This is a genomic window from Niallia sp. CD-39, assembly GCF_059874745.1.
Genome location: NZ_JCBCPS010000001.1, coordinates 14,214 through 26,629, shown reverse-complemented (window position 1 = coordinate 26,629; position 12,416 = coordinate 14,214). Strand labels below are relative to the sequence as shown.

Below are 12,416 nucleotides of genomic sequence, written 5' to 3'. Positions count from 1 at the left end.
AGTATTCAGGTTAGAAGCTAGGCTATTAATAAGAGATTAATAGCCTAGCATTTGACTGATCAATTATTGTCCTAAACCAACTTCCTTAATAATCTCACCAAAAAACTCATAGTTTTCATCCATATACGTTTGGAATTCTGAAGCACTCTTCACTTCGATTCCTAATCCACTGCTCTCCATAAAATTAATAAACCCTTCTGCTTGTGCTGCTTTTGTAAATGCCTCTTCTAGTTTTGCAACTACTTCATCTGGAGTATCTTTTGGTACAGTAATTCCTCTCCAAGTTCCGATTGGTGAGATATCTACCCCAGCCTCAGCAAATGTAGGAACATCTGGAAGAAGATCTGATCTGTTCTCACTCATTACAGCCAGCGTTTTTACGTTTCCAGCATCGATTTGTGCTTTAACTTCTGCAGGACTTACCGTAACAGCGTCAACATGTCCACCAATTAGACCTGTTACTGCTTGAACAGCACCTTCAAACGGAACATGATTAAGTTCAATTCCTGTATTTACTCCTAAATTCTCTGCAGCCAAGTGCCAGATTGATCCAGTACCAGAATTACCAACCTTTACTGTACCAGGATTAGCTTTTGCATATTCAATAAATTCCTCTAATGTATCATAAGGTGCATTAATTGGTACCGTTAAAGCTGCTGGGTCCAAGTTCACTAATGCTACTGGTTTAAATTCAGTATGCTTTAAAGGTGAAATACCAAGATGATCAAACATTGTTAGTTCCACAAATACCATTGACACTGTATAGCCATCAGGCTTTGCATTTGCTCCTTCAGTCATTCCGATTGAACCACTTCCACCTGTTTTATTGACAACACCAATAGATTGCCCTAGGATTTTTTCAACTTCTGGTACTAGTGCACGAGCTGTAGAATCTGTTCCACCACCAACAGTACCTGGAACAATTAACGTAATTGATTTAGATGGATAATTATCAGCTCCTCCGCTCGCATTGTTGCCACATGCAGATAAGAGTAATAGGCTGAAAACAATAAATAATACAGAAAATAACTTTGTTCTTTTTTTCATTATTAATGCCCCCATTTCAATTTTTTAACGCTTACAAACTTCTCTTTAAGTAATCAAAATTAAACTTTCAGTGAATGATTAATAATTTCCTTTGCACCATGAACAAGTGAATAGTCCACTTGCTCATTACTAGCCTCAATTATATTCCAACCAAGATCAGCATAAGTTAATAAATGTTTGAAAACTTTTCTTAGTGGCTCAGATCCTCCAACTACAACCCATTCAATATCCTTTAAATCTTGTATAGAAACAATTAATGTCCTAATATCTTCATAGATTACTGCCCCAGCAAAGTAGTTCGCTCGTTCATTTGAATCAAGGTTTGAAAACAATTCTAACAATCTAACATGATAAAAGCTTCTAGTTAAACCAAAGCTTGCAGCAGATTGGAATCCTTTTTCCAGCATTTTTTCGTCTATTTCCTCTATTAATCGAACATCAAGTGCGCTGGAAAGAATGGTTTCCTTTTGGATGGCCGCAAGGACCTCTCCTCCTAATGTCGACAAGCATGACATTAGCTGTTGCTGTTCATCAACCATTACATATTTCGTATGAGATCCAGGTAAGACCATGACCCCTTTGCCTTTTGGTGACATCTGGGCAAGTAGTCCAAACGCTTCTACTTCCTCACCTCTCATAACATCAAACTGATGAATATGATCAATCAACTCATCAATAGAAGAATCTACTTTATTCTTCATTCCTGGGATAAAGATTGTTGGAATGTTGAAGAAATCATCACTTTTTAGCACGATTGCCTTTTCAGCAAATAACTCTTTGCTAGCTGGACCTTCTACATGTGGCACTTCATAGATTCCTAAACTTGATGTAATCATTCCTGAAGCTGCAATGTATTCAATTTGATGAGGTACTAATTCGTTACGATCTAACAGTACACTTATCCCTTCTTTTACCTTTTGTCTTAACAAAGAGTTATTTCCATCAATTGCCGTATTTCTTACACCTACGTGAACTTTTTCAATGTCAACAACTTTATAATTCATTGTATCTATCAATCTAATTCGCGAGTTTGTTGTTCCTGAATCAATAAATAACGCTTTCATTTTTTCACCGCATCTCTTTGATGGTTTACTGTTTAAATGTTCTAACCACTTCTACAAACTGTTTTGCTCTTTTTTCAATCTCAATAAAATTCCCTTCTGAAACGAGCTTATTGTCGACAAGTGAATTTCCAACCCCTAAGGAATCTGCGCCATTTGCTAAATACTCTGCAGCGTTGTCTAAGGAAATTCCCCCTACAGCCATTGTTTGTACATGTGATAAAGGTGCTTTAATATCACTAAAATATTTGGCTCCAAGTGCTCTTGCAGGAAATATTTTCACCATTTTTGCACCATATTCATATGCAGTAAGTATTTCAGTTGGAGTCATTACACCCGGTATGACAGAAATACCATATCGATTTGCCATTGCGATCGTTTCTTTGTTTAGAGTTGGAGTTAACAAAAACTCAGCTCCTGCTAGAATTGCAGCTCGTGCACTTTCACTATCTAAAACCGTTCCCGCACCGATCCTAATATCCGGGTACGTACCCTTCGCCGATTCAATTAGGTTGAGAGCACTGGGGGAATTTAATGTAATCTCTAGAAAACGTATTCCGCCTTTGTATAAGCTATCAACAGTTTGTAAAAAACCTTCCTCCGAAGATGCCCGGACAATCGCTACTAATTTCTCTTTCCTTATTTCCTCTAAAAGTCCACTCATTATCTCACACCACCTTTACGTTCTTTCTTTGTCTCCCAATATAAATTTAGAGACTTTTGTAAAATCGTTCTTATTTGCTTCTCATTTTCATGCAAACTCTGAGTTTCATTTCCTTTAACTTCAATAGAAATACGGATACCTTGGTCTTTCTTTATATTCAACCTATCAGCTGTTAATAAAATTTCCGAAATTTGCTGAACATCCAGAAAGCCTGGACTTCCAATTTCCATATGGTGGTCTCCATACAATGGATGATCTTCGCTCAGAACAGCGTTGGAAAAATGAATTTGTTCGATAAGATCTTTTGCAGCCTTAAGTTCTTCATGTATGTTTTCTCTATTTAATGCTGCATGTGCCGTATCAAACCCAATTCCAATATTCGGATAACTCTCTCTCACTTTTGAAAAAATAGCAACGGCTTCTTTTGTTGGTCCAAGGAATCGTTTCTTATGTGCGAATCGATCCAGTGGTTCCATAATCACCGTGATGCTTTCCTTCATTGCTTCCTCACAAATCTCACACAAGCTTTCATACAAACTGTTTGTTGCTTCATTCCGTAAATGCTCACCAGGATCAGCACCACTAATGAACGCTACATGACTTGCTCCTATTTCTGCTGCTTCGTACACCTTTTCTTTTAATGCAAGTGCAGATTTTCTACGTAATGATTTGTCAGGAGATGATAGATCAAGCTGGTGGTTCATTATGAACGATGTAAGCCATTGTGTAACGATTAAGCCATGAGTTTCTGCCAAATGCCTCACTCTGTTTTTTTCTTTACGCTCATATTCACTTGCAATTTCTATCCCTTTATAAAAACCACTTTCAATAGCATATTCAATAATTTCTGCAGTCCGCCCAGGCTCAGTACAATACGGATGATACACTTCTGGAATAAGCAAGGAAGGGACAAATCTTCCTATTGACTGTGTCATTCCTTCTTCTCCCTTACAATTGGCATCAAGTATTTTTCTACATACTTTCCGATGTTTCCAATTGCATAATCAGGGTTAGAGGACGACTCTTCTGTTTCTTCTTCTATCATTATCCAGCCCTTGTATCCGTTATCTACGAGCATCTGGACAATTTCAGAAAAGTTAATATCACCCGTTCCCATCGTTTTCCACTGCTGCTGCATCGAGGCATCTTTAAAATGAACATGCTTTATAAACGGAAGATATTTTCTAAATATAGTTGTTGCATTCATATCTCCAAAAACGATATGGCCAGCATCTGGTGTATATCCAATGTAGTTAGTATCTAATCCCTCTAAAAGCGACTCATAATCTGCCTCAGTTCGAAAGTATGACGTAGGTGGTGAACTTGGATGAAAGGAAACTCCTACACCTTGTGATGCTGCTCTCCTAGCAATTGAATTGGCACAATTAATGATTTGAGCTTGTCTCTCTTGCAGATTGCTTCTATCTTTTCCGACTCTAGGCGCAATATTTAGAATTGCTCCAGGAAAGTTTTTAACATAATCAATGTAATAATCTGCAATCGCTTTTTCTTCTTCAGTTTCTTCAAAATCTGGCCATGTAAATGGAATGGTTAACGCTGCCAAAGCCAACCCTTTAGATTGTAAATCAACTTTTAAAGCATTAGGATCTTCTTTAAATCGTCCTAGTAAAGATATTTGTACATCGATGCCTTTAAACCCATTTTCAGATACAACCTCTGTGATGTGATCTAAATAATCCGTTTCCTTGTCATAATCTAATTCCCAAGTGGATCCATGACATCCGAATTTGATCATACTTTAAACTCCCCCTTTTAAAACGCTTACATTTGAAAACTAATAGAAAGGTGAAGAAATTGTCACCTTTTTTCGAATATTAACACACATCAAGTTAGTTTGTCCATAGGATGAACAAAGTTTGCCTAAATCTTTTAATCAATATATAATTAGACTATTATTAATAGTAAAATAAAATAGGGAGGTGATTGAATGAAGCTAACAGGAGATCAATATTTAGTTAAAGAAATTAATAAAACGGTTGTACTAGATACAATAAAAAAACATTCTCCCATTTCTCGAGCTGAGGTTTGTAAAGTCAGCGGTCTTAATAAAGGTACTGTTTCTAGTCTTGTAAATGATTTAATTGATGATCATTTCGTTTATGAAACAGGTCCTGGCGCGTCGAGTGGTGGCAGAAAGCCGGTAATGCTTATGTTTAATCACAATGCAGGTCATGCTATTGCAATCAATTTAAAAGTAAATAAAATAACAGCTATTTTAACAGATTTGCAGGGAAATATAATTGAACGTACTGATATGCTTTTACATACGAAGGATATCGAGTCGATTTATGATAGATTAGTTACATCTATTCAAACTCTTATCAAGGTTGTACCCGAATCTCCTTATGGTATCGTTGGAATGAGTGTTGGTTTTCCAGGAACAATTGACGAACGAGGTACTGTTTTAATTGCTCCTACATTACAGTGGAAAGATGTTCCTCTCCAATCAATGCTCGAAAAAGACTTTAATTTCCCTGTAGTTGTAATGAATGAAGCTAGACTTGGAGCTCAGGGTGAAACAATTTATGGCCTTACAAAAGAAGTTAATAATATGTTGTATGTTAGTATTGATCGGGGAATTGGTAGCGGTATCATTATTAATCGGGATTTATACAAAGGTCACCTAGGTTTTGCTGGAGAAGTTGGTCATAATACATTTGATATAAATGGAGATATATGTGAGTGTGGCAACACCGGATGCTGGCAGTCCTATGCCTCTGTCACTGCTATTCTCAAGCAAGCGAACCAGCTTGAAACAATGAAGGGTTACTTGCTGAAGCATGGTAAGCAATCAATCGATATTGAGTTTCTAATTTACCTTGCAGACAGCGGTAATAAAGATATACAACAACTATTCCATTCAATTGGATCTTCAATAGGAATTGGATTAGCCAATATGATTCGTACACTCAATCCTGAAATCGTTGTCATTGGGGGTAAGATGGCATTAGCTGAAAGGTGGATCTTAAGTGCAATTGTCGGTGAAGTACAAAAAAACGCGTCTCTTTATTTTGAAAAAGGCTTAACCATTCAATGTTCAAAATTAGGTGATGACTGCACAATACTTGGTGCCTCAGCGATTGCGATTTCTCAATTATTCAAAAAAACTGTTGTAACTATAAATTAAAGCAATGGAAGAACCCAGACTGTTTTGAAAGTAATTGCTTATGAACAGTCTCGGGATACATTCCTTCATTAAGCAAAGAATTAGAATTCCTCTCTACTCAAGTCACCATGAATCCCCATTGCTGCCCTCATCCCTGTCGCAGCTGCGACAACTAGCTGCGCTGGTGATACCGTAACGATATCTCCTGCAGCAAATACTCCGTCTGTTGTTGTTCGACCATATGGATCAGCGACTATTCCACCTTTGTTATTCATTTCGCACCCAATCGATAGCGGAAGCGAACTTCCTAATCTCCATTTAGGAGAAAGGAATCCCGCTTCCACATCCTCATAAAAACCATCTTTAAAAAAGATACCTTGTATATGACCTCTGTAATGATGAATGCTCTCAATTTTATTAGAAATAATACGAATTCCCTTTCTTTCCAAGTGATTGTAAAGCTCATTGGAGATAAATCTCTGTCCATTAGTACAGATTAATAGGTTTTTACTTAATGGAAGTAGAATTCTAATCATTGATAAAATGCGTTCACTTTCTCCAAATACAACAATTTTACGGTTTCTAAGCTCCCAACCATCACAATAAGGACAGCTAAAAACAGAGGTACCATACACATCAGAAATGCCGCTTATCGGAGGGAGAATTTCTTTATATCCAATTGAAAACAAGATTTTGCGAGACATATAGATGGATCGGTCCATCGTCATTATTAGAAATAGATCGCCTTCTTTCTTAATAAAAACTGCCTCTTTTTTAAGGTATTGTACAGAAGGGTATTTTCTTATGTCTCTTAATGCCATATATTTAAACGATTGTGGTGTGATTCCGTCTCTTGTTAAATATCCGTTTGATTTCTTTGTTACTTCATTTCTAGGTCGATTTCCATCAATAATAATCACTGTTCGATTCATCCGACCTAGTACAAGAGATGCATTTAATCCAGCTGGTCCTCCCCCGACAACGATACAATCAGCAACCATAACGAATCCTCCTATAAAAGCCATTACTATAGTGTATCGTTTGTCTAACCATTTTTAGACTACAATATTTTTGTCGAAAGTTGACGATATTAATATTATGTCAACTAATAAAAGAGAGTTAAGATGCATCTCAATAAAAATTGCCTGCATTCAGTTAACTTACCTGTTATATATGTGTAGAAATTGATTCATAAAAATGTATGAATATCAATTTAGTTCAGTATACTCTCCACTTAAAAAAGACAAAGTCAAAATCGACTTGTCTTTTAGAATATGGATACTTCTAACCTAGATTAAGTATTGTAGAAGTTATTTCTTCTTTCTCATCCTCATAGTATCTCACTTTTTTACCTTTTAAGGTTGCATACTCAATTTCTTCTCTTGTACTTTCTCCAATATATTCATTTACATTTATAACGAATATTTCATCAGACATATCAATTTTCTTAAAGTGAAGATTTTTAAATAGTGCAATTTTATCAAAAGGCAAGACAATACCATGACTTTGTTCATAAAAGCCTAAACTTAAAACAATATTCCCATGCAATGTCAAAAATGCATTAGTCGATTCAAACTGTTCCTTAAACTTTGTTGAACCGCATAGCGTAATAACCTTCATACACATTCTCCTTTATCACACTGACTTCAACTATGAATGTTTATTAAACACCACATTGTCGATACTAATAAATCATTTCAAAACTCCACGCTGAATGCCGTCACCAATTAAGGAAGTACAATTTATTTTAATGCTAAATCTTTAAATGGATAGAGTACCATTGTCGTCACTCCAACGATGGTTTCCTGTTTGATAAACCCAAAGTGTCGACTGTCATGGCTTCTATTTCTGTTATCACCCAAAACAAAGTAATGTCCTTCTGGAACAATATTAAATCCTGTTAATTCGGATAATGTAAAATCTCCAGTCACATTCTGATATAAAAAATCGTTGGCACGATTTACATACTCTTCATCAAAGGAAATGCCATTCACATATAACACATCGTCCTTCATGATTACCTCATCTCCAGGAATTCCAATCACTCTTTTTACATAAAATTCATCAGTATCAGGGGCATCAAATACAATATTATCAAATCTTTCAATTCCACTCAGTTTATTCACGAGAATTAATTGCTCGTCTTCAAATGTAGGTGACATAGAAGCACCATCAACCGACATTGGTGTAAAAATAAATTCACGACATATAAAAGCAAGTATAAATGCTAATGCAAAGGCTCTTACCCAGGAAAAGATTTCATTCAAAGTTTCTTTTTTCAACTGTAATCCCCTCTTTCTACTCACTTAGCATAGCATGACGAGAAAGTGTTTGTCATTATAGTAAGTGCAATTATTGCACGAGTGTTTATCGGTGGATTTGCATGCATATAATCACCATCCTACTATATTTTTATACTTTTACGGACTTAACAAATTAAAAGATTCAGCTTTTTGCAGACAGGCCTCAAAAAAGGCAGACATTTCTGTCTGCCTCTTGCTCGTTTATTGTTTTGGTAAAAGCTTTAATTCCTTCCCTTCATGATTCTCAAGCTTCGTGAGATGGTAGTTTCCATCCACCCAATCAGCCATTTGATTTTGATACCATTTGCTCTTGAAGTGACCAGATTGACCTGGACCTACTAGATGGTACCCTTCTAATGGATTATCTAAGTCTATAACGAATCGCCAAGAGCCTCCATGGTTTACTACACCTGTATCTCTAAATGCAGCTGCTTTTACGGTAATATGGCTCCCACCCGTTGCCATTTGCCCCTTAGAATTAAACAAATAATTTAATGGTGATACGCTTGATAACGGATGAGGAAAATAGACTTGATGGAAGTCTCCCCATTCCCATTTCTCAAGATTGCTTCCTTCTCGATCTTCTATTTCATCTAATGCAATTTTTAACGCTTCTTCTAGAACCGTTTTAAGTCCACCTGCTTGTTCAATCCATGGTCCTTCTTCTCCATTCAAAGCTCTTCTAATCAATTGATCAATAGCAGACTTTTCTCCTTTAAAAAGCTTTAATGTTTCTTCAGGAATCTGATCAACATAAAGCACATCGCGGATTTTATTCATCCACAAATGATAGATATACGGTGCTGACTGATCAGCAGCATCAATATATTCCCAGTTTGATAGTATTTCTAATGCCTTCGCTTCCCGTTCTCCACTCATTCCAGCCAACATCTCTTGGAAAGATGGTAAAAACTCCTCAGCATGCAAGTTCTTTTCATCCATCTGCAACTGCATCATATCTTCAGCTGTTAACTCATCGCTTGAACGGAGTACTTCTTGAATTCGCATTTGTCTAAACGGCTGGGCCCAATTATGACTAATATGATAAGGATAATCATCGCTTATAACTTTATTATTCGCTGTCGCAATGAATCCTTCATCTGGGTTAACGATTCTCGGAAGCTCATCGAATGGGATGTAATCAATCCATTCATATTCATCCGTCCAACCCGGTACTGGTAAGAGTCCATCTCCTGTTTTTCGAATTGGAATTTTTCCATTTGCTTTATAAGCGATTGTCCCATACTGATCTGCAACAACAAAATTCTGCGCAGGTGTCTCAAAATGTTCCAATGCTACTTCAAATTCTTCCCAACTTGTTGCTTTATTCATATGCAGAATGGCTTCTAACTCTGCCGATGCTTGCAGTGCTGTCCACTGTAAAGATAGAACCGTGTCGCTGCCTGTTTCTGCGGCAAACTCAGAAATGACAGGTCCATGCCTAGTGATCGTTACATCATAATCAACCGTTTCACCATCTTTTACGCGTATGGGTTCTGGAATAACTTGTGCATCTTCCCACTCGTCATTGTATAAAAATTGACTACGATTATCCGGATTTCTTTTCTCAATATATACATCTTGTACATCTGGACCAGTATTCGTAACTCCCCATGCAACTTGTTCGTTATGACCTAAAATAATCCCAGGTATTCCAGCAAAAATGACTCCACTCACATTCACTTCGGGACTTTGAAGATGCATTTGGTACCAAATTGAAGGTGTAGATAACCCTAAATGTGGATCGTCTGCTAATAATGGCTTTCCACTTGCCGTCTTATCCCCACTAACGACCCAGTTATTGCTTCCATTGAATTCATGAGGTGTAATCACTTGAGCAAATGCTTTTTCTAAATCCAGCTCCTCTTTACTAACAATATAAGGTGCATCATCTGGATATTCAGGAAATAAATCATACGCTAAATCTTCAGAAAAAGTTTGCAGCAAATAATAGCGAAAGACTTGAGCTTCCCAATGACCACCAAGGTCATAAGCCATGTATTTTCCTATCGTTAATGAATCAACAGGCGTCCACTCTTCAGGTTCATAGCCTAATATCGTAAATTCTATTGGCCATTTGCCATTTCCTCGCAATTCTTCGATATATAAATTTACACCTTTAGCGAAGTTTTCTAACACAGTCTTCGCTTCATCAGAATATATGCCTGCAGATGCTACTGCTGCTCTACGTAAGCCAAGTGTACGAAAGTATTTATCATTGTCTACTGCTGCCTCTCCAATGACCTCAGCTAATGTACCGGAAGCCTGTCTTCTACTCAAATCCATTTGAAAAAGACGATCCTGAGCTTGTATATACCCTTGTGCTACATAGAGATCATGCTCATTTTCTGCATTGATATGAGGAACACCCACCTCATCACGAATAACCGACACAGGTGCTTGGAGTTCCGCTAAACTGATTTCTCCTGAAATTTTTGGCAATGATCGATTCACATATAGGTTTGCTACTAATAAGACAATACCTATGAGTAAAATAAATGCTCCTAATGACCAAAGCGTAACTTTCTCCCATTTTTTTAATGGCCTCTTCTGTCTCTTTGCAATCGCTTCCATTTCTTCCTTCCCCCTTTGTTCCTATTATCTATTCGTTATCAACCACTCATTTCCCTATTTACATTATTAATTTTCTTCATTCAAAATCATTAAATTACTTACTTTTAAGTATGATAGGCATTAACGATAGGAGGGTTTAGTTGTAAATCATTTTAATTTTATATATTTTGAAGGTTATTAACGGAATTAAAAGAAATTGCTCCAACTAATATACGAATTCATAGATACAAGAATTAAAAAACAATGAATGCAAAAAAGAATAAGTATGAAAGAAATGGGTGATGATTGAATAAAACTAAAAACAGGTTGGATTGCTTCAATTTTTTCTTATATTGCATGAATGTTTTTAGTAGGGGAGTTATTATAGTTAATGTTGAAGGTTTACTAGCAGTTAGGATGTTTACGTACTGGGTGACTTTGTTCATCGCTTTATTCTGTATTTGTGTGTTTGGGACCATTCGGGTAATAATGTGGATCAAGCAAGGAAAGCTCTAGAAGGCATAAAAATGCCTTCTATTTTTTTCGATAAATAATGTAGCAGGCAGTATTTAGAACGAAGGTAAAAATGATAAGAATACTTGACACGGTAACAAGAGCACCTGAAGTGTCCATTAAAGCCGACCAGTCTTCAATCGTTACTAAAAAATGCTGATAAATAATTTGAAAACATAAAGCTAGCGCACAAGCACCCAAACTAATTAAACTGAATAGAGCCCAATTATGATTCTCTTTTTTTGGATTCAATAAACTCAAGACAGGTAAAGTCCAAGCTATTAGACCAAGTATTAAACTAGCAACGTTTAAATTGCCCATCTCGTCTCCCTCCAGTGTCTAGACTATTGCAAATTCCTTTAACGCATACACTACTCCATCTTCACTTGCTTTTTTTGTTATAAAATGTGCGGCTTTCTTAGCATAGTTCGTACCGTTTCCCATAGCAATCCCTAATCCTACAAGCTCTAACATGTCAATATCATTATCGCCATCACCAAATGCGATCGCTTCTTCAGGTTTAATTTGAAAGAATTCGAGTGTTTTTATGATTGCAAGTGACTTAGATACATCTTCGTGGAGTACATTTAAAACATATGGATGCCATCTTTTAAACTGTAATTCTGGAAATTTGTTAATATACTTTTCTACTTGTTTATCCTCAGCAAATAAACAAAGCAGATACACATCTTTCAACTGATCGAATTCGATTGATTTCGGATATTCACTTAGAGATAATGTATCGAGGATTGCCTGTCTTATATGATTATCATCGACACCATTCATATAGAAATCCTCAGTATAAAAAGATAAGCCATTTCTCTCGGTTTTTGCAAATTTATAAATTTGTTCAAGGTAATGACGATTAAACGACACCTTATGAATCACTTCTCTTTGATGCTTTACGTATGCTCCATTCGCTGTTATAAATGTCTCAACCCCAAGCTTTTTAAGTTCATTGCACATCGAAAGGGGCCTTCCAGTCGCTGCAATAACTTTCATCCCTTTACGCAAAAGTTGATCAATTGCATGTTTTGTTTGATCAGATATCGTACCATCCATTTCATTACATAATGTTCCATCCACATCAAAAAACACAGCTTTATAATTCATAAAATTTCAGCACACTTTCTAAAATGATCAAGAAT

At 36.4% G+C, this 12,416-nt stretch carries 12 protein-coding genes; 1 reads left to right on the top strand and 11 read right to left on the bottom strand.

Annotated elements, in window-relative coordinates; all coding sequences use genetic code 11:
* Positions 1–63: 63 nt before the first annotated feature.
* From AC6F34_RS00145 to AC6F34_RS00125, 5 genes are read right to left on the bottom strand one after another with little or no spacing between them, the layout of a single operon-like run.
* A complete protein-coding gene (locus AC6F34_RS00145) occupies positions 64–1,047 on the bottom strand; it encodes a tripartite tricarboxylate transporter substrate binding protein (RefSeq protein ID WP_500767737.1) in 984 nt (327 codons plus the stop codon).
* A 59-nt stretch (positions 1,048–1,106) separates the two neighbouring features.
* On the bottom strand, positions 1,107–2,111 hold the full coding sequence (locus AC6F34_RS00140; RefSeq protein ID WP_500767735.1) for a 2-dehydro-3-deoxygalactonokinase: 1,005 nt from the start codon (positions 2,109–2,111) through the stop codon (positions 1,107–1,109).
* Positions 2,112–2,136: 25 nt separating this feature from the next.
* The gene (locus AC6F34_RS00135) at positions 2,137–2,772 is read right to left on the bottom strand and encodes a bifunctional 4-hydroxy-2-oxoglutarate aldolase/2-dehydro-3-deoxy-phosphogluconate aldolase (protein ID WP_500767733.1); all 636 of its coding nucleotides are present in this window, start codon (positions 2,770–2,772) and stop codon (positions 2,137–2,139) included.
* Positions 2,772–3,707, bottom strand: a complete 936-nt coding sequence (locus AC6F34_RS00130; protein WP_500767731.1) for a sugar phosphate isomerase/epimerase family protein — start codon at positions 3,705–3,707, stop codon at positions 2,772–2,774. Before AC6F34_RS00130 ends, AC6F34_RS00135 begins: the two co-directional genes overlap by 1 nt.
* A complete protein-coding gene (locus AC6F34_RS00125) occupies positions 3,704–4,528 on the bottom strand; it encodes a sugar phosphate isomerase/epimerase family protein (protein WP_500767729.1) in 825 nt (274 codons plus the stop codon). The genes AC6F34_RS00130 and AC6F34_RS00125 overlap by 4 nt, the downstream gene beginning before the upstream one ends.
* Positions 4,529–4,720: 192 nt before the next feature.
* On the opposite strand from AC6F34_RS00125, the gene AC6F34_RS00120 reads away from it, so the two are divergent.
* Positions 4,721–5,920 carry an ROK family protein gene (locus AC6F34_RS00120; RefSeq protein WP_500767727.1) on the top strand — a complete coding sequence of 400 codons (1,200 nt, stop codon included), beginning with the start codon at positions 4,721–4,723 and terminating at the stop codon, positions 5,918–5,920.
* An 80-nt stretch (positions 5,921–6,000) separates the two neighbouring features.
* On the opposite strand, the gene AC6F34_RS00115 is transcribed toward AC6F34_RS00120, so the two are convergent.
* The 6 genes from AC6F34_RS00115 to AC6F34_RS00090 all read right to left on the bottom strand — a co-directional run bounded on the left by AC6F34_RS00115 (position 6,001) and on the right by AC6F34_RS00090 (position 12,381).
* Positions 6,001–6,900 (bottom strand): NAD(P)/FAD-dependent oxidoreductase, encoded by a 900-nt coding sequence (locus AC6F34_RS00115; RefSeq protein WP_500767725.1) that lies wholly within the window; start codon positions 6,898–6,900, stop codon positions 6,001–6,003.
* Positions 6,901–7,183: 283 nt separating this feature from the next.
* Entirely contained in the window at positions 7,184–7,519 is a 336-nt protein-coding gene (locus tag AC6F34_RS00110; protein ID WP_500767723.1) for a hypothetical protein, read from the bottom strand.
* Between the two features lie 122 nt (positions 7,520–7,641).
* Complete coding sequence (lepB, locus tag AC6F34_RS00105; protein WP_500767721.1) at positions 7,642–8,181, bottom strand: signal peptidase I; 540 nt, start codon at positions 8,179–8,181, stop codon at positions 7,642–7,644.
* A 222-nt stretch (positions 8,182–8,403) separates the two neighbouring features.
* Positions 8,404–10,776, bottom strand: a complete 2,373-nt coding sequence (locus tag AC6F34_RS00100) for a penicillin acylase family protein (RefSeq protein ID WP_500767719.1) — start codon at positions 10,774–10,776, stop codon at positions 8,404–8,406.
* 513 nt (positions 10,777–11,289) lie between these two features.
* Positions 11,290–11,589: a hypothetical protein gene (locus AC6F34_RS00095; RefSeq protein WP_500767717.1), complete on the bottom strand. Its 300-nt coding sequence runs from the start codon at positions 11,587–11,589 to the stop codon at positions 11,290–11,292.
* A gap of 18 nt (positions 11,590–11,607) precedes the next feature.
* A complete protein-coding gene (locus AC6F34_RS00090) occupies positions 11,608–12,381 on the bottom strand; it encodes a Cof-type HAD-IIB family hydrolase (protein ID WP_500767715.1) in 774 nt (257 codons plus the stop codon).
* Positions 12,382–12,416 lie beyond the last annotated feature (35 nt).

Bases quoted from the DNA above. Each gene is read 5' to 3' on its own strand.
- AC6F34_RS00145 (WP_500767737.1), bottom strand. From the start codon at position 1,047: ATGAAAAAAAGAACAAAGTTATTTTCTGTATTATTTATTGTTTTCAGC.
- AC6F34_RS00140 (WP_500767735.1), bottom strand. From the start codon at position 2,111: ATGAAAGCGTTATTTATTGATTCAGGAACAACAAACTCGCGAATTAGA.
- AC6F34_RS00135 (WP_500767733.1), bottom strand. From the start codon at position 2,772: ATGAGTGGACTTTTAGAGGAAATAAGGAAAGAGAAATTAGTAGCGATT.
- AC6F34_RS00130 (WP_500767731.1), bottom strand. From the start codon at position 3,707: ATGACACAGTCAATAGGAAGATTTGTCCCTTCCTTGCTTATTCCAGAA.
- AC6F34_RS00125 (WP_500767729.1), bottom strand. From the start codon at position 4,528: ATGATCAAATTCGGATGTCATGGATCCACTTGGGAATTAGATTATGAC.
- AC6F34_RS00120 (WP_500767727.1), top strand. From the start codon at position 4,721: ATGAAGCTAACAGGAGATCAATATTTAGTTAAAGAAATTAATAAAACG.
- AC6F34_RS00115 (WP_500767725.1), bottom strand. From the start codon at position 6,900: ATGGTTGCTGATTGTATCGTTGTCGGGGGAGGACCAGCTGGATTAAAT.
- AC6F34_RS00110 (WP_500767723.1), bottom strand. From the start codon at position 7,519: ATGAAGGTTATTACGCTATGCGGTTCAACAAAGTTTAAGGAACAGTTT.
- AC6F34_RS00100 (WP_500767719.1), bottom strand. From the start codon at position 10,776: ATGGAAGCGATTGCAAAGAGACAGAAGAGGCCATTAAAAAAATGGGAG.
- AC6F34_RS00095 (WP_500767717.1), bottom strand. From the start codon at position 11,589: ATGGGCAATTTAAACGTTGCTAGTTTAATACTTGGTCTAATAGCTTGG.
- AC6F34_RS00090 (WP_500767715.1), bottom strand. From the start codon at position 12,381: ATGAATTATAAAGCTGTGTTTTTTGATGTGGATGGAACATTATGTAAT.